Raw genomic sequence first — 21,158 nt, forward strand, 5'->3', positions numbered from 1 at the left:
CGGCACTGCCGGGGTTTTTCATTTCCGCCGGCGCTGACCGGCGCTTGCCGAGGGTCATGCACGCGCGGTCGACACCACGGCGTACATGTTCGAAGCCTCTTCGTCGTCACGGAGCTGCCGCGCGAGCTGGTGCGCCTCGCGGCGCGTCGCGACGGCGGGCGGCGAGCCCTTCAGCGGCTGGCGCGCGGTTTCGGCGAGCGCGACGACCGACACGATGCCGATCACGGCCGCACCCATCATGTAGTACGCGGGCATCATCAGGTTGCCGGTCACGTCGACGAGCCATGCGGTGACGAGCGGCGTCGTGCCGCCGAACAGCGACACCGACACGTTGAAGCCGATCGCGAGCGCGCCGTAGCGGATCTCGGTCGGGAACAGCGCCGGCAGCGCCGACGGCATCACGCCGGTGAAGCACGACAGCAGCACGCCGAGCAGCAGCAGGCCGCCGAACACGGCCGCCGTGGTGCCGGCATGGATCAGCATCATTGCCGGGATCGACAGCACGAGCAGGCCGACGCAGCCGGCGAGCATCACGGGCTTGCGGCCGACCTTGTCCGACAGGCGGCCGGCGGCGAGGGTCATCGGCATCATCAGCACCATCACGAGCAGCACGAGCACGAGACTGTGCGATTCGTCGAAGTGCAGCGTCGACGACATGAAGCTCGGCAGGTACGACAGCACCATGTAGTCGGTCACGTTGAAGATCAGCACGAGGCCGACGCACAGCAGCAGCGGACGCCAGTTGGCGAACAGCGTCTCGCGGAAGCGCGCCTTCGGCACGGCCTTGTCCTGCGCTTCGCGGGCTTCGGCCTGGCGCTTGAACGCGGGCGTTTCCTCGAGCTTCATCCGGATATAGAGCCCGATCAGGCCGAGCGGGCCCGCGATCAGGAACGGCACGCGCCAGCCCCACGACAGCAGCGCTTCCTGCGACAGCGAAGCAGTGAGCAGCGCGACGACGCCCGCGCCCATCACGTAGCCGATCAGCGTGCCGAACTCGAGGAAACTGCCCATGAAGCCGCGGCGCTTGTCGGTCGAGAATTCGGCGATGAAGGTTGCGGCGCCGCCGTATTCGCCGCCCGTCGAGAAGCCCTGCACGAGGCGGGCGACGAGCAGCAGCACGGGCGCCATGATGCCGATCGACGCGTAGCTCGGGATCAGGCCGATCGCGAATGTGCCGACGGCCATCATGATCATCGTCATCGCGAGCACGCGCTGGCGGCCGATGCGGTCGCCGAGCGGGCCGAACACCATGCCGCCGAGCGGACGCACGAGGAACGCCGCGGCGAACGTGCCGAAGGTCGCGAGTAGCTGCGCGGACGGGCTGCTGGACGGGAAGAACACCTTGCCGAGCGTGACGGCGATGTAGCTGTAGACGCCGAAGTCGAACCATTCCATCGCATTGCCGATGGCCATCGCGCTGACGGCGCGCTTGAGGAGACTCTGGTCGACGACGGTAATGTCGTCGGCGGCGAGCGGGGCGCCGTCGGACGGCGAGGAAGAGGCAGCGGTCGGGCTGACGTGTGTTGCGGTCAAGGTCTTGCACTCCTTTGACGGCGCCGGACGGCGGTCCGTCCGACACGGTTTGCCGGCAAGCGCGGTGTCGCACGCGGCGCGTCGGGGCAGGCCATTAAGCGCTTACTGCGAAAAAGGGGCTGCTTCGACGCGGGCCCGGTGGGCCGTCGCGACTTGGCGCTCATGAAGAAGGGGCCGCGTGATGCGTGCGGCAGCCGGTGCGGACCGGGATTCGGTGCTCCGGCGGACGCCCCGTAAGGGCGACGAAACGAGAAAAGCAGGCCCGACGGGCATGCGTTCCTGTGGGTGCAATTTCGATCGAAGCAACGCCGCGCAGCGCGCGAACGGACTTCTCTCAAAATCGAAATGACAGAGATTGAATGTTGAAACAGGCGACATGATAGCACGATGACGGATGATCGTGCAAATTGCCTGGAGAAATGCCGGGAGGCGCCCGTGTGACGGGGCTCGGTCGGGTATGATCGGCGGGGCAAATTGGGGCCTTTTCGGGGCCGTGCCGGCCGCGAACAGCGGGCTGAAAAGACGAGAATCCTGATGACCGAACTGATGAAGATCGCGGCGCTGTTCGCCGCCACCGCGCTGGCCGAAATCGTCGGCTGCTACCTGCCGTGGCTCGTGCTGAAGGCCGGGCGGCCGGTCTGGCTGCTGGCGCCGGCCGCGCTGTCGCTCGCACTGTTCGCGTGGCTGCTGACGCTGCACCCGAGCGCGGCCGGGCGCACCTATGCGGCGTACGGTGGAATGTATATCGCGGTCGCGCTCGTGTGGCTGCGCGCGGTCGACGGCGTCGCACTGACACGCTGGGACGCCGCGGGCGCGGCGCTCGCGCTGGCCGGCATGGCCGTCATCGCACTGCAGCCGCGCGCATGAGCGCGCGGCTGCAGTGCGGCGGCATCACGATGCTTCGCCCGCCGCGGCGGTCTGGCGCCACACGCACGTGCCCTTGACCGACTTGTCGAGCTCGTCGAGTTGCGCGTGGTGTGCGGCGAGTTCGTCGTCGCTTGCGGCCAGCACCGGCAGGGCGAGCGACGTGAGCGACACGCGCTGGCCGTTCGCCGCGCCACCGTCGGCCGCGTCGTCGTCGAGCATGTCGATGACGAGGCTGTCCTGGCCGCGCGTCATCGCGAGGTACACCTCGGCGAGCAGCTCCGAGTCGAGCAGTGCGCCGTGCAGCGTCCGGTGCGCGTTGCTGATGCCGAAGCGGTCGCACAGCGCGTCGAGCGAATTGCGCTTGCCGGGGAACATCTGCTTCGCCTGCACGAGCGTGTCGATCACGCCCCCGCAGTGCTCGGTGAACGGCGGCAGGCCGAGCAGCGCGAATTCGGCGTCGAGGAAGCCGAGGTCGAACGGCGCGTTGTGAATGATCAGCTCGGCGTCCTTGACGAAGTCGCGGATCTGGTCCGCGACTTCCGCGAACTTCGGCTTGTCGCTCAGGAATTCGGTCGTGAGGCCGTGCACGGCGAGTGCGCCCGGATCGCTGTCGCGCTCGGGGTTCACGTAGAAATGCAGGTTGTTGCCGGTGAGCCGCCGGTTCAGCAGCTCGACGCAGCCGATTTCGATGAGGCGGTCGCCCGTTCGGGGGTTCAGGCCGGTGGTTTCGGTATCGAGAATGATCTGGCGCATGTCGGGAAAAACAGGGGAAACGGAAGGGGGTCAGGCCGCGAGCGATTCGACGCCGCGGTTCGCGAGCGCGTCCGCGCGCTCGTTCTCCGGGTGGCCGGCGTGGCCCTTCACCCAGCGCCATTCGACTTCATGCTGCGCGACGAGCGCGTCGAGGCGCTTCCACAGGTCGGCATTCTTCACGGGCGTCTTCGACGCGGTGATCCAGCCCTTCTTCTTCCAGCCGTGGATCCATTCGCTGATGCCTTTCTGCACATACTGCGAATCGGTGTGCACGATCACGCGGCACGGGCGCTTCAGCGCTTCGAGCGCGGCGATCACGCCCATCAGCTCCATGCGGTTGTTGGTCGTGTTCGGCTCGCCGCCGAACAGCTCCTTCTCGCGGTCGCCGTAGCGCATGAGCGCGCCCCAGCCGCCGGGGCCGGGATTGCCCTTGCAGGCGCCGTCGGTATAGATGTCGATGGTGTCGGTTGTCATGAACGTTCTTGATGGGTGGTCGGGGAGGCCGCCGGCGCGAGGCCTGGCGCGAGCACGGGCTTCTTCATCTTGATCTGGCCGACGAGGCGCATGCCGCGCACGCGCTTGACGGCCGTCACCATGTAGACGGCGCCGAAGATCGGCCACCAGCGGTCGCCTGCGGCTTCCATGAAGCCGAAGCGGGCGAGCCATTTGTCGGAGACGAGCGGCGGCCGGTAGCAGCCGAAGCGGCCGCGTTCGAGATCGAAGCCGAGCAGCTTGATCCAGTCCTTCAGCCGGATGAACGCGATCTGGTCGCGCGCGGACGGCACGAACGGCCGGTTCGCCATTTTGCCGAACGATTGCCGCATTCCCCACAGACTGAGCGAATTGAAGCCGGTGATCACGAGCTGGCCTTCCGGCATCAGCACGCGTTCGGCCTCGCGCAGCAGGCGGTGCGGGTCGGACGTGAATTCGAGCGTGTGCGGCATCACGATCAGGTCGACGCTCTGCGATTCGAACGGCAGGTCGAGCAGGTCGCACCACGTGGTGCTGCGACCGGCCGGCGCATGCTCCGGCGCGTGCGCTTCGCGCGCCCACGGATACTGATAGGGCGCGCTCGCGCCGCTCGCCGGATCGAGCACGAGGCCGCGATACGGCATGCGGTTCTCGCGCAGCGCGTCGAGTTGCGGCAGGCCGAGCTGCAGCGCGTGGAACCCGAATACGTCCGACACGATGCGGTCGAGCTGCGCTTGCTCCCAGTCCAGCACATACCGACCGGGAGGCGATTCGGTCCAGGCCGGCCAGTCTATAATTTGTCGATCAGACATAGCGATGATTGCGCGCCCATGAACGAGCTGGAATACGTGCCGGTACCGGCATTCGAGGACAACTACATCTGGCTCGTGTCGGACGGCAGCGATGCGATCGCCGTCGATCCGGGCGAAGCCGCTCCGGTGCGCCGGACTCTCTTCGAAAGAGGCTGGCGGTTGACCGCTATTTTACTCACGCACCACCATGCCGACCACGTCGGCGGCGTCGCGGACCTCATTGCTGGCCAACCGGACGATGCGCCGCTCGCGGTCTACGGCCCGTCGGCCGAGGCGATCGGCGTCGTCACGCACCCGCTCGAGGGCGGTGACCGCGTGACGCTTCGCGCGCCCGCGCTGACGTTCGACGTGCTCGACGTGCCCGGCCATACGCGCGGCCACATCGCGTACTTCCAGGCGGCCGGCCAAGGCGCTGCCGCGCCGCACGTGTTCTGCGGCGACACGCTGTTCTCGTGCGGCTGCGGCCGCCTGTTCGAGGGCACGCCTGCGCAGATGCTCGCGTCGCTCGACGCGCTCGCGGCGCTGCCCGGCGACACGCGCGTGCACTGCGCGCACGAATACACGTTGTCGAACATCCGCTTCGCGCTCGCCTGCGAGCCCGGCAACGCGGCGCTCGCGGCATGGCGCGACGAGGCGGCCGCGCGGCGCGCGCGCGGGGTGCCGACGCTGCCGACGACGATTGCGCACGAGCGCGCGGTGAACCCGTTCATGCGTTCCGACAGCGCCGCGATTCACGCGACGCTCGAAGCGCAGCTGCACGAAACGGTGCCGGATCGACTGAAGGCATTCACGCTGATGCGCGAATGGAAAAACCGGTTCCGATGATGTTTTTCCGGAGGACTCCAAAGCTCATCCGGAGTCTGTAAAAATTGCTCCAAATATCAGATTTCGCTGAGTTTTCGGTGTTTTTATTGACGTGAAGCACGCACTTCCGTAGTATCGCCTGCAATTTCCAGATGCCGGAACCCGAGATTTTCATGCGATTTTTATTGAGTGCGATGGTGGTTCTGTTGCTCGCCGCATGTGCGAGCCAGGGACCTGTCGCCAATTCCGCCGCCGATCCCCAGGCGGACGCCGCCACCTACCTCCGCAAGTCCGCCACCGCCAAAGAAACCGTCGATGTCGACAAGCAGTCCGTCGGCGACCTGACCAGCGCCGACACCGATCTGTGGGCGCGCATTCGCCGCGGTTTCCAGATGCCCGACCTGCAGACCGACCTCGTCGACATGCAGACCACGTGGTATACGCAGCGCCCGGACTACGTGCAGCGCATGACCGAGCGCTCGCAGAAGTACCTGTATCACATCGTCGAGGAGCTCGAGGCGCGCCACATGCCGACCGAGCTCGCGCTGCTGCCGTTCATCGAATCGGCGTACAACCCGCAGGCGCTGTCGGTCGCGAAGGCCGCGGGCATGTGGCAGTTCATGCCGGGCACGGGCCGCACGTACAACCTGAAGCGGAACATGTGGCAGGACGAGCGGCGCGACGTGCTCGCGTCGACGAGCGCGGCGCTCGACTACCTGTCGCGCCTGCATGACATGTTCGGCGACTGGTATCTCGCGCTCGCCGCGTACAACTGGGGCGAGGGCAACGTGCAGCGCGCGATCGCGCGCAACCAGGCGGCCGGGTTGCCGACCGATTACCTGAGCCTGCGGATGCCGAACGAGACGCGCAACTACGTGCCGAAGCTGCAGGCGGTGAAGAACATCATCGCGAACCCGCAGCAGTTCGGCCTCACGCTGCCGGACATCCCGAACCACCCGTATTTCGTGACGGTCACGACGTCGCGCGACATCGACGTGACGGTTGCCGCGAAACTCGCGAACCTGCCGCTCGACGAATTCAAGTCGCTGAACCCGTCGTTCGCGAAGCCGGTGATCCTCGGTGCGACCGAGCCGCAGATCCTGCTGCCGTTCGACAACGCGGCCGCATTCGAGAAGAGCCTGAAGTCGTACGACGGCCAGCTGTCGACGTGGACGACCTATACCGTCACCGAGCGCGCGCGCCCGGCGGCGATCGCCGAGAAGATCGGCGTCGATGCGGACACGCTGATGTCGGTGAACAAGATTCCGGCCGGCATGCGCCTGAAGCCGGGTTCGACGATCGTCGTGCCGCGCGGCAATGATGACGATGAGGACATCAGCGCGGACGTCGCTGAAAACGGCGTGCTGGCGATGGAACCGGACGTGCCGGACACGCGCAAGATGCTGATCCGCGTGCGCCGCAAGCAGGCGATGGCGACGATCGCTGGCCGCTATGGCGTGTCGGTCGGCCAGCTGAAGGCATGGAACCGCACGCACCGTGATCTCGTGATGCCGGGCCAGACGCTCGTGCTGCATGTGCCGGTCGGTCGCGCGATGCCGTCGGAGCCCGGTCCGGAAAAGATCGCGACGTCGGTCGGTGGCGGGCATATCGAGCGCGCGAGCCTGTCGACCGGCGGCAAGGCGAAGCACGGCGCCGCGAAGCCGGCGGCGAAGGGCAAGGCCGCACCGAAGGCGGCCGCGACGCACAAGGGCAAGAAGAAGTAAGCGGCTTGCCCGACGCGGCCACTCGCGCCGCCCGGATGCTATATCATCTGACGAAAACGCCGTCACCGAGGTGACGGCGTTTTCGTTTGTGCGCGTCGCGTGGACTGCGTGAATCGCGCGGTATCGGAGGGAGAGGAAATGTCGCTGGTGCAGGTGAGGGTGCTCGGATTGTTCGCGATCGGGTATTTCGTGTCCTATGTGTTTCGCGGCGTCAATCTCGGCTTCGCGCCGTTCGTCACGCACGAACTCGGGCTGTCGGCCGCGGATCTCGGCCTGCTCACCAGTCTCTATTTCCTCGGCTTTGCCGGCGCGCAGATTCCGGCCGGCGTGCTGCTCGACCATTTCGGCTCGCGCCGCGTCGCGGCCGGCATGCTGCTGTTCGCCGCCGCGGGCGCCGCGGTGTTCGGCGCCGCGCACGGGCTTGGCACGATGATGGCCGGCCGGCTGCTGATCGGCGTCGGCGTGTCCGTCTGTCTCGGCGCGGCGTTCAAGGCGCTCGCCGAGCATTTCCCGATCGGCCGGCTGCCGCTCGTCAACGGGCTCGTGATGGCGGTCGGCGGGCTCGGCGGCGTCGCGGTCGGTTCGCCGCTCAACTGGCTGCTCGGCTGGACGAGCTGGCGCGCGGTGTGCGGCGGGCTCGCGGTGATGACGCTCGCGGTCGCGGCCGCGATCTGGCTCGGCGCGCCCGAAGCGAAGCGGACCCGGCACCAGGGCGGCATCGTCAGCCAGTTCAAGGGCACCTGGCACATCCTGTCGAGCCGTGCGTTCTGGAAGATCGCGTCGTTCTCGGTCGTCACGCAGGGCGTGTTCTATGCGATGCAGTCGCTGTGGGTCGGGCCGTACCTGCGCGACGTCGCCGGGCTCGACGCGCCGCATGCGGCGCGCCTCGTGTCGGTGCTCGGCTTCGCGATGATGGCCGGCTGCGTCGGCTTCGGCGCTGCGGCGCGTGCGCTGGAGCGGCGCGGCGTGTCGGTATACGCGTTCTGCGGTGTCGGGATGGCGCTGTTCGTCGCGACGCAGCTGGCGATCGTCGCGCGCGTGCCGCTGCCGGCGGCGGTTCTGTGGGCTGCGTACGGAATGTTCGGCGGGGTCGGGATCCTGACTTACGCGGTGATGGCCGGGCATTTCCCGGCGCACCTGATCGGGCGCGCGAACACGACGCTCACGCTGGTCATCTTCCTGTTGATCTTCGCGTTCCAGATCGGTGTCGGCGCGGTGCTGTCGCGCTGGCCGGCCGTCGACGGCCGCTATCCGGCCGCCGCGCACCTGAACGCATGGGCCGTGCTGCTCGCGCTGCAGATCGCAAGCGCGGTCTGGTACGTGTGGCCTGCGCGGGTGCCCGCCACTGGTCAAGCGAGCCGATAGAGGGGTACGCTGGAGCGTGGCGCAGTTCCGGAAATGGGGCCGCAATGTATCCGGGGCGGGTCCGAATCGGGTCCGAATCGGGTCCGAAGCGGGGCTGCAATCGGGCTGCAACGCGCGGCGGCCACCGCCGATTCGTCCTGCCGGTTCATCGCGGTCGAATCGAGCGGGCCACGTCGTCAATGGGACCGGGGCGGCTTCGTCGATCGGAAGATGCGGCCTCCATGGCGGAACAACGGCCCGATCAATTGAAGATAGGGCCATTTTCAGGCTATAATTTGAAAGTTTGTGCTGATCAACCTCGCACCCTAGCGCCTACCTCACTCATCCCTTTCATCCGCCGCACGCCGCTTGCCGGGCGATGCCGCGAAGCCTCGTGCGCGCCGCGCCGGGTTCGCGTGTCGACAGCGCAGGCCGTGTCCAGCTAGCGACCGCGCGCGCCTACGCAGCGCGGCGCTCGTGCGGCAGGGTAGACAGGTCGGCAGCAGGGTGTTCCCCAAGGAGCCTCCCGTGTTGCCGTCTTTTTCTCCCGCTTTGCTCGCACTCGCCGACGGCACGGTCTTTCGTGGTTATTCGATCGGGGCCGCTGGCCATACGATCGGCGAAGTCGTGTTCAATACCGCGATCACCGGCTATCAGGAAATCCTGACTGACCCGAGCTACGCGCGCCAGATCGTCACGCTCACCTATCCGCATATCGGCAACGTCGGCGTCAACGCCGAGGACGTCGAAGCCACGAAAGTCCATGCCGCCGGCCTGATCGTCCGCGATCTGCCCGCGCTCGCGTCGAACTTCCGCATGGACCGCACGCTCGGCGATTACCTGCGCGACGAAGGCGTCGTCGCGATCGCCGGTATCGATACCCGCAAGCTGACCCGCATCCTGCGCGACAAGGGCGCGCAGAACGGCTGCATCCTCGCCGGCTCGGACGACGAGGCGAAGGCGATCGAGCTCGCGCGCTCGTTCCCGGGCCTCGCCGGCATGGACCTCGCGAAGGTCGTGTCGACCACGAAGCCGTTCGAGTGGAAGCAGAGCGAATGGAAGCTCGGCAGCGGCTACGGGATGCAGGAAGCGCCGAAGTACCGCGTCGTCGCGTACGACTTCGGCGTCAAGTACAACATCCTGCGCATGCTCGCCGAGCGCGGCTGCCACGTGACGGTGCTGCCGGCGCAGGCGAGCGCGGCGGAAGCGCTCGCGCTGAATCCGGACGGCATCTTCCTGTCGAACGGCCCCGGCGATCCGGAGCCGTGCGACTACGCGATCACGGCGGCGAAGGAGTTCATCGAGCGCGGCGTGCCGACCTTCGGCATCTGCCTCGGCCACCAGATCATGGGTCTCGCGGTCGGCGGGAAGACGCTCAAGATGAAGACGGGCCACCATGGCGCGAACCACCCGGTCAAGGATCTCGGCGACGGCCGCGTGGTGATCACGTCGCAGAACCACGGCTTCGCGGTCGACGCCGACTCGCTGCCGGCCAACGCGCGCGTGACGCACGTGTCGCTGTTCGACGGCACGCTGCAGGGCTTCGAGCTGACCGACAAGCCGGCGTTCTGCTTCCAGGGTCACCCGGAAGCATCGCCGGGCCCGCACGACATCGGCTATCTGTTCGACCGCTTCACCGCGCTGATGGACGCGGCGAAGCAGCGCAGCGCTTAACTGACTGAAGCACAGGAGGCTCGCATCATGTTCGGCCATGCACTCGGCATCACGGATCTCTGGACCTACGTGTTCGGCGTGATCTTCATCATCCTGCTGCCGGGGCCGAATTCGATGTACGTGCTGGCGCTCGCGGCGCAGCGCGGCGTGAAGGCCGGCTATCGCGCGGCCTGCGGCGTGTTCCTCGGCGACACCGTGCTGATGGTGCTGTCCGCGGCCGGCGTCGCGTCGCTGCTGAAGGCGAATCCGCTGCTGTTCTCCGTCGTCAAGTACGGCGGCGCCGCGTATCTGCTCTACATCGGCACCGGCATGCTGCGCGGCGCGTGGCGCAAGCTGCGCGCGCCGGCCGGCGCGGCCGACGCGGCTGTCGAAGCACCGCGCGCGGTCGACGGCGAGCGGTCTTTCGACAAGCCGTTCCGCAAGGCGCTGGTCGTGAGCCTCCTGAATCCGAAGGCGATCCTGTTCTTCATCTCGTTTTTCATCCAGTTCGTCGATCCGGCGTTCCCGCATCCCGCGCTGCCGTTCTTCGTGCTCGGGGCGATCGCGCAGTGCGCGAGCTTCCTGTACCTGAGCACGCTGATCTTCGCGGGTGCGCGGCTCGCCGAGCATTTCCGCCGCCGCCGCAAGCTCGCGGCAGGCGCGGCGAGCAGCGTGGGCGGCCTGTTCATCGGTTTCTCCGTGAAGCTCGCGCTCGCGACGATGAGCTGAGCGCAGCCGGCCGCCACACGACAACGATTACTTATTGAATTCTCAAGCCATGCCAAAACGCACAGACATCAACAGCATCCTCATCATCGGCGCCGGCCCGATCATCATCGGCCAGGCGTGCGAGTTCGACTATTCGGGCGCGCAGGCGTGCAAGGCACTGCGTGAGGAAGGCTACAAGGTCATTCTCGTCAACAGCAACCCGGCGACGATCATGACCGACCCGAACACGGCCGACGTGACCTACATCGAGCCGATCACGTGGGAAGTCGTCGCGCGCATCATCGAGAAGGAGCGCCCGGACGCGATCCTGCCGACGATGGGCGGCCAGACCGCGCTGAACTGCGCGCTCGACCTGCATCACCACGGCGTGCTCGAGAAGTTCGGCGTCGAGCTGATCGGCGCGTCGCCGGAAGCGATCGACAAGGCGGAAGACCGCCAGAAGTTCAAGGAGGCGATGACCAAGATCGGTCTCGGCTCCGCGAAGTCGGGCATCGCGCATTCGATGGAAGAGGCGACCAAGGTGCACGCGGAGATCATGGCGGAGACGGGCGGCAGCGGCTACCCGGTCGTGATCCGTCCGTCGTTCACGCTCGGCGGCTCGGGCGGCGGCATCGCGTACAACCGCGAAGAGTTCGAAGAGATCTGCAAGCGCGGCCTCGATCTCTCCCCGACGCGCGAGCTGCTGATCGAGGAATCGCTGCTCGGCTGGAAGGAATACGAGATGGAAGTCGTGCGCGACCGCGCCGACAACTGCATCATCGTCTGCTCGATCGAGAACCTCGACCCGATGGGCGTGCACACCGGCGACTCGATCACGGTCGCGCCGGCGCAGACGCTCACCGACAAGGAATACCAGATCCTGCGTAACGCATCGCTCGCGGTGCTGCGCGAGATCGGCGTCGACACGGGCGGCTCGAACGTGCAGTTCTCGATCAACCCGAAGGACGGCCGCATGGTCGTCATCGAGATGAACCCGCGCGTGTCGCGTTCGTCGGCGCTCGCGTCGAAGGCGACCGGCTTCCCGATCGCGAAGGTCGCGGCAAAGCTGGCCGTCGGCTACACGCTCGACGAGCTGAAGAACGAAATCACCGGCGGCCAGACGCCGGCGTCGTTCGAGCCGACGATCGACTACGTCGTCACGAAGATCCCGCGCTTCGCGTTCGAGAAGTTCCGTGAAGCCGATTCGCGCCTGACGACGCAGATGAAGTCGGTCGGCGAAGTGATGGCGATCGGCCGCACGTTCCAGGAATCGTTCCAGAAGGCGCTGCGCGGCCTCGAAGTCGGCGTCGACGGTCTCGACGAGAAGTCGACCAACCGCGACGAGATCGCGATCGAGATCCACGAGCCGGGCCCGGACCGCATCTGGTACGTCGGCGATGCATTCCGCATCGGCATGACGGCCGAGGAAATCTTCGCGGAAACGGCGATCGACCCGTGGTTCCTCGCGCAGATCGAGCAGATCATCCAGAAGGAAAAGGCCCTCTCGGGCCGCACGATCGCATCGCTGTCGTTCGACGAACTGCGCTACCTGAAGCAGAGCGGCTTCTCCGACCGCCGCCTCGCGAAGCTGCTCGGCGGGACGCCGGAAGACGTGCGCCGCCGCCGTCTCGAGCTGAACGTGCGCCCGGTCTACAAGCGCGTCGACACCTGCGCGGCCGAGTTCGCGACGAAGACGGCCTACATGTACTCGACCTACGAGGAAGAGTGCGAGGCGCAGCCGACCACGAACAAGAAGATCATGGTGCTGGGCGGCGGCCCGAACCGGATCGGCCAGGGCATCGAGTTCGACTACTGCTGCGTGCACGCGGCGCTCGCGATGCGCGAGGACGGCTACGAAACGATCATGGTCAACTGCAACCCGGAAACGGTGTCGACCGACTATGACACGTCCGACCGCCTGTACTTCGAGCCGCTGACGCTGGAAGACGTGCTCGAGATCGTCGACAAGGAAAAGCCGGTCGGCGTGATCGTCCAGTACGGCGGCCAGACACCGCTGAAGCTCGCGCTCGACCTCGAGGCGCACGGTGTGCCGATCGTCGGCACGTCGCCGGACATGATCGACGCGGCCGAAGACCGCGAACGCTTCCAGAAGCTGCTGCAGGACCTCGGCCTGCGCCAGCCGCCGAACCGCACCGCGCGCGCCGAAGACGAAGCGCTCGCGCTGGCGGCCGAAATCGGCTACCCGCTCGTCGTGCGTCCGTCGTACGTGCTCGGCGGCCGCGCGATGGAAATCGTCCACGAGCCGCGCGACCTCGAGCGCTACATGCGCGAGGCCGTGAAGGTGTCGAACGATTCGCCGGTGCTGCTCGACCGCTTCCTGAACGACGCGATCGAATGCGACGTCGACTGCATCTGCGACGGCGATGCCGTGTTCATCGGCGGCGTGATGGAGCACATCGAGCAGGCGGGCGTCCACTCGGGCGACTCGGCATGCTCGCTGCCGCCGTACTCGCTGTCGAAGGAAACCGTCGCCGAACTGAAGCGCCAGACGGGCGCGATGGCGAAGGCGCTGAACGTGGTCGGCCTGATGAACGTGCAGTTCGCGATCCAGCAGGTGCCGCAGGCGGACGGCTCGAAGGAAGACATCATCTATGTGCTCGAAGTGAACCCGCGCGCGTCGCGCACGGTGCCGTACGTGTCGAAGGCGACGAGCCTGCCGCTCGCGAAGATCGCCGCACGCGCGATGGTCGGCCAGAAGCTCGCGCAGCAGGGCGTGACGAAGGAAGTCGAGCCGCCGTACTTCAGCGTGAAGGAAGCGGTATTCCCGTTCGTGAAGTTCCCGACCGTCGACCCGGTGCTCGGGCCTGAAATGCGTTCGACCGGCGAAGTGATGGGCGTCGGCCAGACGTTCGGCGAGGCGCTGTTCAAGTCGCAGCTCGCGGCGGGTTCCCGCCTGCCGGAATCGGGCACGGTGCTGCTGACCGTGATGGATGCGGACAAGCCGAAGGCAGTCGAAGTCGCGCGCATGCTGCACGACCTCGGCTACCCGATCGTCGCGACGAAGGGTACGGCTGCCGCGATCGAAGCGGCGGGCGTGCCGGTGAAGGTCGTCAACAAGGTGAAGGACGGCCGTCCGCACATCGTCGACATGATCAAGAACGGCGAGATCGCACTCGTGTTCACGACGGTCGACGAGACGCGCCAGGCGATCGCCGACTCGCGTTCGATCCGGATGAGCGCGCAGGCGCACAAGGTCACGTACTACACGACGATGTCCGGCGCGCGCGCGGCGGTCGAAGGCTTGCGTTACCTGAAGGACCTGGAAGTCTATGATTTACAAGGTCTTCACGCTCGCCTAAACTAAGCAGTCAGTTACCTGTCGAAGCAATACGTGCCGCGATTAAGCGGCGTTTCCGGTCAGCCGGGAATGCGCTTAATCGCGGTGATTTTTTTTATAGCCGTTTTTAGCGATTGAGCCGTTTATGAGCACCATTCCGTTGACAAAGCGTGGCGCAGAACAACTGCGCGATGAATTGCAGCGTCTCAAGTCCGTCGAGCGGCCTGCCGTGATCAATGCGATTGCGGAGGCTCGCGCGCAGGGCGATCTGTCGGAAAACGCCGAATACGATGCCGCGAAGGAAAAGCAGGGTTTCATCGAGGGTCGTATCGCGGAAATCGAATCGAAGCTGTCGGCCGCGCAGGTCATCGATCCCACCGTGCTCGACGCGGACGGCCGCGTGGTCTTTGCGTCGACGGTCGAACTCGAGGATCTCGAGTCGGGCGACACCGTCAAATACCAGATCGTCGGCGACGACGAAGCCGACATCGATCATGGCCTGATCTCGGTCAGCTCGCCGATCGCGCGCGCGCTGATCGGCAAGTCCGAAGGCGACGTCGCGGCCGTGCAGGCGCCGAGCGGCGTGCGCGAGTACGAAATCATCTCGGTCAGCTACATCTGAAGCGGGGCGACACGATGCCGCACCGCGTGTTCCGGCTGCTGTCGGCCGTCTGGGTCGGCAGCCTGCTGACGATCGGGTATGCGGTCGCGCCCGTGTTGTTCAATACGCTCGAGCGGATGACGGCCGGCTCGGTCGCCGCGCAGCTGTTCCGCATCGAGGCGATACTCGGCGCGGTGTGCGGCGTGTTGCTGCTCGCGCTGTCGAACCAGCAGGTGCGGCGCGGCGTCGACGAATACCGTCGCGTGCGCTGGATTCTCGCGGCGATGGTCGCGTGCGTGCTGATCGGGTATTTCGCGCTGCAGCCGTTCATGAACGCGCTGCGGGTGGCCGCGATGGACGCGGGCACCGATATCGCGAACTCGCCATACGCGAAGCGCTTCGGGATGCTGCACGGGGTCTCGAGCCTGTTCTACCTGGTCGAGAGCGTGCTGGGACTGATGCTGCTCTGGAGGCTGCCGGCGCGCGACGCATGAGCGCCGCGCGGGCCGGCGGACACCGGGCCGCGCGCAAAGGCGGGCCGGCGCAAGGACGGCTTACTTGTCCTGGAACGGGCGCTTCGTGCTCGTCTGGCGCTTTTTCGCGCGCTTGACGTTGCCGCCGGCGGTCACGCGCTCGTTGCCGCGCACCGTCACCTTCTGCGGCTTCGGCCGGCGCACCGGGCTTGCGTTCGGCGACACCTTGACGACCTTGACGACGCGCGGCGCGCGGCCCTTCTTGTCGGCGGTGGCTTCAGCCACACTCGGCAGCGTGTTGCTGCGTCGGCCGCGAGCCGGCGCCTGGGCTGCTGCCTCGGGCTTCCAGACCACGAGCAGCTTGCCGATGTGCTGGATCGGCGCGGCGCTCAGCCGGTCGCAGATCTCGTCGTAGATCGCGATGCGCGCGTCGCGCTCGTCGCCGAACACGCGGATCTTGATCAGCTGGTGCGCATCGAGGTGCACCTTGATTTCCTTCAGCACGGCGTCGGTGAGCCCTTCGGCGCCGATCAGCACGACCGGCTTGAGCGCATGGGCCTGGGAGCGCAGCGCGGAGCGCTCGGCGGGAGTAAGCGAAAGGGCGGGCATGGAATGTCGAATTCAAAATAGGGGCGCGCAACACGGGCATATGCCGCATGAGCCGCGCGCCGAAACCACGTAAAATCGCGGCTTGGGCCTGATTGAGGCCGCAGCCGCGCGAAGAAGACGCGTATTATCCGCCAAAAGCGCGGCTTCACGAAGCAAATGGCAGTAATCTCTCTCTCGAATGGCAAAGAACCGCTTCAACCAGCACTGGCTGCATGACCACATCAACGACCCGTACGTCAAAATGGCGCAACGGGAGGGCTATCGCGCGCGCGCCGCGTACAAGCTGAAGGAAATCGACGAGCAGGACAAGCTGATCCGTCCGGGCCAGGTGATCGTCGATCTGGGCGCGGCGCCCGGCAGCTGGAGCCAGTACGCGCGCAACAAGCTCGCGCAGGGCAAGAAGCGCGACGCGGCGCGCGAGGGCGGGATCGACGGCACGATCGTCGCGCTCGACATGCTGCCGATGGAGCCGATCGCCGACGTGCACTTCATCCAGGGCGACTTCCGCGAGGACGAGGTGCTGCATCAACTTGAGGCCGTCCTCGAAGGGCGCGAGGTGGACCTTGTAATTTCCGACATGGCCCCCAACCTGTCCGGAGTCGCTTCTGCGGATGCGGCGCGCATCGAGCACGTGTGCGATCTCGCGCTCGATTTCGCGCAGAATCACCTGAAGCCGGAAGGCGCGCTGCTGGTGAAATGCTTCCACGGCAGCGGCTACAGCCAGATCGTCGAGAAATTCAAGCAGCAGTTCAAGACGGTCGCGCCGCGCAAGCCCAAGGCGTCCCGCGACAAATCGTCCGAGACGTTCATTTTGGGGCGGCACCTGAAGCATCCGCGCTGACGGACCAGGGACCGCAAACGGGCTCCGGCCCTTGCCAGACAAGCAATTCGCTATCGCGACGGTTGTCAATGCTTATGGCGAGGGTGGTCGGACTGGATTAGAATGCCTGAGGGGCGCCGCAAGGAAAATGTAGGCGCTCGTCTACGAGTGAAGGAGTGGTGCTTTGAACAACAACATGTTTTCGAAAGCAGCAGTGTGGCTGGTGATCGCACTGGTGCTGTTTACGGTGTTCAAGCAGTTCGACAAGCCCCGCGTCCAGGAAGGCGTGTCCTATTCGCAGTTCATGGACGACGCCAAGAACGGCAAGGTCAAGAATGTCGTCGTGCAGGGGCGCAACCTCACCGTCACTCCCGCTGATGGCCAGAAATACCAGATCGTGTCGCCCGGCGACATCTGGATGGTCGGCGATCTGATGAAGTATGGCGTGCAGGTCAGCGGCAAGGCCGACGACGAGCCGAACGCGCTGATGTCCGCGCTGTATTACCTCGGGCCGACGATCCTGATCATCGGCTTCTGGTTCTACATGATGCGGCAGATGCAGGGGGGCGGCAAAGGCGGCGCATTCTCGTTCGGCAAATCGCGTGCGCGGCTGATCGACGAGAACAACAACGCGGTCAACTTCTCCGACGTCGCGGGCTGCGACGAAGCGAAGGAAGAAGTGTCCGAGCTCGTCGACTTCCTGCGCGATCCGCAGAAATTCCAGAAACTCGGCGGCCGCATTCCGCGCGGCGTGCTGCTGGTCGGGCCCCCGGGTACCGGCAAGACGCTGCTCGCTCGCGCGATCGCCGGTGAAGCGAAGGTGCCGTTCTTCAGCATCTCGGGTTCGGACTTCGTCGAAATGTTCGTCGGCGTTGGCGCGGCCCGTGTGCGCGACATGTTCGAGCAGGCGAAGAAGCATGCGCCGTGCATCGTGTTCATTGATGAAATCGACGCGGTCGGCCGTCATCGCGGCGCCGGCATGGGCGGCGGCAACGATGAGCGCGAGCAGACGCTGAACCAGATGCTCGTCGAGATGGACGGCTTCGAGGCGAATTCGGGCGTGATCGTGATCGCCGCGACCAACCGTTCCGACGTGCTCGACAAGGCGCTGCTGCGTCCGGGCCGTTTCGACCGCCAGGTCTATGTCGGCCTGCCGGACATCCGCGGCCGCGAGCAGATCATGCGCGTCCACCTGCGCAAGGTGCCGATCGCGAACGACGTCGACGCGGCAGTGATCGCGCGCGGCACGCCGGGCTTCTCGGGTGCGGATCTCGCGAACCTCGTCAACGAGGCCGCGCTGTTCGCCGCCCGCCGCGGCAAGCGGATCGTCGAGATGCAGGACTTCGAGGACGCGAAGGACAAGATCTTCATGGGTCCGGAGCGCAAGTCGGCGGTCATCCGCGAGGAAGCGAAGCGCGCGACCGCGTACCACGAGTCGGGCCATGCGGTGATCGCGAAGCTGCTGCCGAAGGCCGATCCGGTGCACAAGGTCACGATCATCCCGCGCGGCCGTGCGCTGGGTGTCACGTGGCAGCTGCCGGAGCATGACAACGAGACGTATTCGAAGGATTACCTGCTCGACCGCCTCGCGATCCTGTTCGGCGGCCGCGTGGCTGAAGAACTGTTCATGGATCTGATCAGCACCGGCGCGTCGGACGACTTCAACAAGGCGACGCAGACGGCACGCGCGATGGTCGCCCGTTTCGGCATGACCGACGCGCTCGGGCCGATGGTCTACGTCGACGACGAGAACGACGCCAGCCCGTTCGGCCGCGGCTTCACGCGGACGATCTCGGAAGCGACGCAGCAGAAGGTCGATGCGGAAATCCGCCGCGTGCTCGACGAGCAGTACGGCCTCGCTCGCCGCCTGCTCGAAGAGAACCGCGACAAGGTCGAGGCGATGACGGCCGCCCTGATGGAGTGGGAGACGATCGACGCCGATCAGATCAACGACATCATGGAAGGACGTCCGCCGCGCTCGCCGAAGAGCTCGCCGGCCGTTGGCAGCGATCCGTCGTCGGGCGGCACCGGTGCCGAGGTCAAGCCGGGCAGCGCGACGGCGCCTGCATCGCCGGCATAAGTTTCGCGGTAGCACCGTTCACGGGCTGGTGTGGCTTCACACCGGCCCGTTTTGCTTTCATTACACGCTGGTTGCTCGTGTCCGATTCCGTTTCTCCCGCATTCATTCCTGCGCCGCTGCAGTGCGGCCGCTTCACGCTGACGTTCGAGCGCCCGCTCGTGATGGGCATCCTGAACGCGACACCCGATTCGTTTTCCGACGGCGGCCGTTTCCTGGTCCGCGACGATGCGCTGCGCCAGGCCGAGCGGATGCTCGCCGAAGGGGCCGACATCCTCGACATCGGCGGCGAATCGACGCGTCCGGGCGCGCCGCCAGTGCCGCTCGACGAGGAACTCGCGCGGGTGATTCCGCTGATCGACGCGTTGCGGCCGCTGAACGTGCCGCTGTCGGTCGACACGTACAAGCCGGCCGTGATGCGCGCCGCACTGGCCGCCGGCGCGGACCTGATCAACGACATCTGGGGCTTTCGCCAGCCCGGCGCGATCGACGCCGTGCGCGACGGCAACAGCGGCCTTTGTGCAATGCACATGCTCGGCGAGCCGCAGACGATGCAGGTGCACGAGCCCGATTACCGCGACGTGGTCACCGACGTGCGGGAATTCCTCGCGGCACGTGCGCATGCGCTGACGGATGCGGGCATTGCGCCGGAACGGATCTGCGTCGATCCCGGCTTCGGGTTCGGCAAGGCCGTCGTCGACGACAACTATGCGCTGCTCGCCGCGTTGCAGGAGACGGCGCCCGCGCGGCCCGATGGCCGGCCGTACCCGGTTCTCGCGGGAATGTCGCGCAAATCGATGCTCGGCGCGGTGATCGGCGGCAAGCCGCCGATGGAGCGTGTCGCGGCGAGCATCGCGGCCGCGCTGTGCGCGGTGGAGCGGGGCGCTGCGATCGTGCGCGTGCACGACGTCGGCCAGACCGTCGATGCACTGAAGATCTGGGGGGCCGTGCGGGGGGCCGCGCGGCATCGATAAGTCAAAACTAGGAGGAAGATTCCTTATGGGACGTCGATATTTCGGTACGGACGGGATTCGCGGCACGGTCGGTGAAGCGCCGATCACGCCCGATTTCGTATTGCGGCTTGGCTACGCGGCGGGCAAGGTGCTGGCCGGCTCGGCCGACGTTGCATCCGGATCGCGCCCGACGGTGCTGATCGGCAAGGACACGCGCGTGTCGGGCTACATGCTCGAGGCTGCGCTGGAGGCAGGATTTTCGGCAGCGGGCGTCGACGTGATGCTGGCCGGCCCGATGCCGACGCCGGGCGTCGCGTACCTGACGCGCGCGCTGCGCCTGTCGGCGGGTGTCGTGATCAGTGCGTCGCACAACCCGTATCACGACAACGGCATCAAGTTCTTCTCGGCGGACGGCAACAAGCTGCCGGACGAGACCGAAGCCGCGATCGAGGCGTGGCTCGGCAAGCCGCTCGAATGCGCGCCGTCCGACGGACTCGGCAAGGCGCGTCGTCTCGACGATGCGGCCGGCCGTTACATCGAGTTCTGCAAGAGCACGTTCCCGGCGGCATTCGACCTGCGCGGGATGAAGCTCGTCGTCGACTGTGCGCATGGTGCCGCTTACCAGATCGCACCGCACGTGTTCCACGAGCTGGGCGCGGACGTGATTCCGATCGGCGTTGCGCCGAACGGCTTCAACATCAACGACGGCGTCGGCGCAACCGCGCCCGACGCACTGGTGCGCGCGGTGCGTGCGAACCATGCCGATCTCGGGATCGCGCTCGACGGCGACGCGGACCGCCTGCAGGTCGTCGATGCGTCCGGGCGGCTGTTCAACGGCGACGAGCTGCTGTACGTCCTCGTCAAGGATCGAATCGCAACTAACGGTCGAGTCGAAGGGGCGGTGGGAACGCTGATGACGAATCTCGCCGTTGAAGTCGCGCTGCAGCGCGAGGGCGTGCAGTTCGTCCGGGCGGCGGTCGGCGACCGCTACGTGCTCGAGCAGCTGCGCGAACGCGGCTGGCAGCTGGGCGCGGAAGGGTCGGGCCACATCCTGTCGCTCGACCGGCACACGACCGGCGACGGCATCGTGTCGGCGCTGCTGGTGCTGGCCGCGCTGAAGCGCAGCGGCCTCACGCTCGCGCAGATGCTGGACGGCGTGACGCTGTTCCCGCAGAAGCTGATCAACGTGCGGATGAAGCCGGGTGCGGACTGGAAGGGCAGCGCGTCGATCCGCGCGGCGATCGACGACGCGGAAAAGGCGCTGGCCGGCAGCGGCCGCGTGCTGATCCGCGCGTCGGGCACCGAGCCGGTGCTGCGCGTGATGGTCGAGGCGCAGCAGGGCGCGGACGCGAACCGTCATGCCGAGGCGATCGCCGACGCGGTGCGCGCGGCGACGGCCTGATCCGGCACCGGGCGGGGCGGCGCGCGTCGCGTTGCCGCGCCGCCCGTGCCTGCCGCAGCAGGGAAGCGGCCCCGGCGGGCGCTTCCGGCGGAGCGCCATCGCCGGTTCCGCGAAACCCGTGTGAGTGCGTGCGGCGCTCGCGCGTAGTGGGGGCGCTTCCGACCCCACCAGGCAGACCGCTTGCTCACTGACTCGCTGTATCACCGCCATCGCGGAAGCGCATCGCGCTCGCGCCGAGCAGGTACAATCCGCCGGC

18 protein-coding genes are annotated in these 21,158 nt (G+C 66.6%); 13 read left to right on the forward strand and 5 right to left on the reverse strand.

Annotation, left to right across the window (positions count from 1 at the left end; genetic code table 11):
- Positions 1–54: 54 nt before the first annotated feature.
- A complete protein-coding gene (gene proP, locus ACV229_RS39450) occupies positions 55–1,533 on the reverse strand; it encodes a glycine betaine/L-proline transporter ProP (protein ID WP_448088462.1) in 1,479 nt (492 codons plus the stop codon).
- Between the two features lie 534 nt (positions 1,534–2,067).
- Here proP and ACV229_RS39455 point away from each other — a divergent pair.
- Positions 2,068–2,400, forward strand: a complete 333-nt coding sequence (locus tag ACV229_RS39455; protein WP_448088463.1) for a YnfA family protein — start codon at positions 2,068–2,070, stop codon at positions 2,398–2,400.
- A gap of 24 nt (positions 2,401–2,424) precedes the next feature.
- On the opposite strand, the gene dnaQ is transcribed toward ACV229_RS39455, so the two are convergent.
- The 3 genes from dnaQ to ACV229_RS39470 are packed head-to-tail and all read right to left on the reverse strand — an operon-like array spanning position 2,425 to position 4,436.
- Positions 2,425–3,153, reverse strand: coding sequence for a DNA polymerase III subunit epsilon (gene dnaQ, locus ACV229_RS39460; RefSeq protein WP_448088464.1), 729 nt, complete (start codon positions 3,151–3,153; stop codon positions 2,425–2,427).
- Between the two features lie 30 nt (positions 3,154–3,183).
- A complete protein-coding gene (gene rnhA, locus ACV229_RS39465; RefSeq protein WP_448075381.1) occupies positions 3,184–3,627 on the reverse strand; it encodes a ribonuclease HI in 444 nt (147 codons plus the stop codon).
- On the reverse strand, positions 3,624–4,436 hold the full coding sequence (locus ACV229_RS39470) for a class I SAM-dependent methyltransferase (RefSeq protein ID WP_448088465.1): 813 nt from the start codon (positions 4,434–4,436) through the stop codon (positions 3,624–3,626). Before ACV229_RS39470 ends, rnhA begins: the two co-directional genes overlap by 4 nt.
- Before the next feature lie 18 nt (positions 4,437–4,454).
- On the opposite strand from ACV229_RS39470, the gene gloB reads away from it, so the two are divergent.
- The 8 genes from gloB to ACV229_RS39510 all read left to right on the forward strand — a co-directional run bounded on the left by gloB (position 4,455) and on the right by ACV229_RS39510 (position 15,062).
- A complete protein-coding gene (gene gloB / locus ACV229_RS39475; protein ID WP_448088466.1) occupies positions 4,455–5,261 on the forward strand; it encodes a hydroxyacylglutathione hydrolase in 807 nt (268 codons plus the stop codon).
- A 152-nt stretch (positions 5,262–5,413) separates the two neighbouring features.
- A complete protein-coding gene (locus ACV229_RS39480) occupies positions 5,414–6,964 on the forward strand; it encodes a transglycosylase SLT domain-containing protein (RefSeq protein ID WP_448088467.1) in 1,551 nt (516 codons plus the stop codon).
- 138 nt (positions 6,965–7,102) lie between these two features.
- Positions 7,103–8,329, forward strand: a complete 1,227-nt coding sequence (locus ACV229_RS39485; protein ID WP_448088468.1) for an MFS transporter — start codon at positions 7,103–7,105, stop codon at positions 8,327–8,329.
- A gap of 507 nt (positions 8,330–8,836) precedes the next feature.
- Positions 8,837–9,982 (forward strand): glutamine-hydrolyzing carbamoyl-phosphate synthase small subunit, encoded by a 1,146-nt coding sequence (gene carA, locus ACV229_RS39490; RefSeq protein WP_448088469.1) that lies wholly within the window; start codon positions 8,837–8,839, stop codon positions 9,980–9,982.
- Positions 9,983–10,009: 27 nt separating this feature from the next.
- Complete coding sequence (gene leuE, locus ACV229_RS39495) at positions 10,010–10,690, forward strand: leucine efflux protein LeuE (protein ID WP_448088470.1); 681 nt, start codon at positions 10,010–10,012, stop codon at positions 10,688–10,690.
- A 49-nt stretch (positions 10,691–10,739) separates the two neighbouring features.
- The gene (gene carB / locus ACV229_RS39500) at positions 10,740–13,994 is read left to right on the forward strand and encodes a carbamoyl-phosphate synthase large subunit (RefSeq protein ID WP_448088471.1); all 3,255 of its coding nucleotides are present in this window, start codon (positions 10,740–10,742) and stop codon (positions 13,992–13,994) included.
- Between the two features lie 118 nt (positions 13,995–14,112).
- The gene (gene greA, locus ACV229_RS39505; protein WP_448088472.1) at positions 14,113–14,589 is read left to right on the forward strand and encodes a transcription elongation factor GreA; all 477 of its coding nucleotides are present in this window, start codon (positions 14,113–14,115) and stop codon (positions 14,587–14,589) included.
- A gap of 14 nt (positions 14,590–14,603) precedes the next feature.
- Entirely contained in the window at positions 14,604–15,062 is a 459-nt protein-coding gene (locus ACV229_RS39510; protein ID WP_448088473.1) for a DUF4149 domain-containing protein, read from the forward strand.
- Positions 15,063–15,122: 60 nt separating this feature from the next.
- Here ACV229_RS39510 and ACV229_RS39515 read toward each other — a convergent pair whose 3' ends face one another.
- Complete coding sequence (locus tag ACV229_RS39515) at positions 15,123–15,650, reverse strand: YhbY family RNA-binding protein (RefSeq protein WP_448088474.1); 528 nt, start codon at positions 15,648–15,650, stop codon at positions 15,123–15,125.
- A 178-nt stretch (positions 15,651–15,828) separates the two neighbouring features.
- Here ACV229_RS39515 and ACV229_RS39520 point away from each other — a divergent pair, with 178 nt between their 5' ends.
- The 4 genes from ACV229_RS39520 to glmM all read left to right on the forward strand — a co-directional run bounded on the left by ACV229_RS39520 (position 15,829) and on the right by glmM (position 20,902).
- Positions 15,829–16,491, forward strand: coding sequence for an RlmE family RNA methyltransferase (locus ACV229_RS39520; RefSeq protein WP_448088475.1), 663 nt, complete (start codon positions 15,829–15,831; stop codon positions 16,489–16,491).
- 163 nt (positions 16,492–16,654) lie between these two features.
- Positions 16,655–18,550 (forward strand): ATP-dependent zinc metalloprotease FtsH, encoded by a 1,896-nt coding sequence (ftsH, locus tag ACV229_RS39525; protein ID WP_448088476.1) that lies wholly within the window; start codon positions 16,655–16,657, stop codon positions 18,548–18,550.
- A gap of 71 nt (positions 18,551–18,621) precedes the next feature.
- The gene (gene folP, locus ACV229_RS39530; protein ID WP_448088477.1) at positions 18,622–19,521 is read left to right on the forward strand and encodes a dihydropteroate synthase; all 900 of its coding nucleotides are present in this window, start codon (positions 18,622–18,624) and stop codon (positions 19,519–19,521) included.
- A 25-nt stretch (positions 19,522–19,546) separates the two neighbouring features.
- Positions 19,547–20,902 (forward strand): phosphoglucosamine mutase, encoded by a 1,356-nt coding sequence (glmM, locus tag ACV229_RS39535; RefSeq protein ID WP_448088478.1) that lies wholly within the window; start codon positions 19,547–19,549, stop codon positions 20,900–20,902.
- Positions 20,903–21,158 lie beyond the last annotated feature (256 nt).

It is taken from the genome of Burkholderia sp. MR1-5-21, assembly GCF_053427715.1.

Excerpts from the sequence above, each read along its gene's own strand:
- ACV229_RS39455 (WP_448088463.1), top strand. The coding sequence starts at position 2,068 with ATGACCGAACTGATGAAGATCGCGGCGCTGTTCGCCGCCACCGCGCTG.
- dnaQ (WP_448088464.1), bottom strand. The coding sequence starts at position 3,153 with ATGCGCCAGATCATTCTCGATACCGAAACCACCGGCCTGAACCCCCGA.
- rnhA (WP_448075381.1), bottom strand. The coding sequence starts at position 3,627 with ATGACAACCGACACCATCGACATCTATACCGACGGCGCCTGCAAGGGC.
- ACV229_RS39470 (WP_448088465.1), bottom strand. The coding sequence starts at position 4,436 with ATGTCTGATCGACAAATTATAGACTGGCCGGCCTGGACCGAATCGCCT.
- gloB (WP_448088466.1), top strand. The coding sequence starts at position 4,455 with ATGAACGAGCTGGAATACGTGCCGGTACCGGCATTCGAGGACAACTAC.
- ACV229_RS39480 (WP_448088467.1), top strand. The coding sequence starts at position 5,414 with ATGCGATTTTTATTGAGTGCGATGGTGGTTCTGTTGCTCGCCGCATGT.
- ACV229_RS39485 (WP_448088468.1), top strand. The coding sequence starts at position 7,103 with ATGTCGCTGGTGCAGGTGAGGGTGCTCGGATTGTTCGCGATCGGGTAT.
- leuE (WP_448088470.1), top strand. The coding sequence starts at position 10,010 with ATGTTCGGCCATGCACTCGGCATCACGGATCTCTGGACCTACGTGTTC.
- carB (WP_448088471.1), top strand. The coding sequence starts at position 10,740 with ATGCCAAAACGCACAGACATCAACAGCATCCTCATCATCGGCGCCGGC.
- greA (WP_448088472.1), top strand. The coding sequence starts at position 14,113 with ATGAGCACCATTCCGTTGACAAAGCGTGGCGCAGAACAACTGCGCGAT.
- ACV229_RS39510 (WP_448088473.1), top strand. The coding sequence starts at position 14,604 with ATGCCGCACCGCGTGTTCCGGCTGCTGTCGGCCGTCTGGGTCGGCAGC.
- ACV229_RS39515 (WP_448088474.1), bottom strand. The coding sequence starts at position 15,650 with ATGCCCGCCCTTTCGCTTACTCCCGCCGAGCGCTCCGCGCTGCGCTCC.
- ACV229_RS39520 (WP_448088475.1), top strand. The coding sequence starts at position 15,829 with ATGGCAAAGAACCGCTTCAACCAGCACTGGCTGCATGACCACATCAAC.
- glmM (WP_448088478.1), top strand. The coding sequence starts at position 19,547 with ATGGGACGTCGATATTTCGGTACGGACGGGATTCGCGGCACGGTCGGT.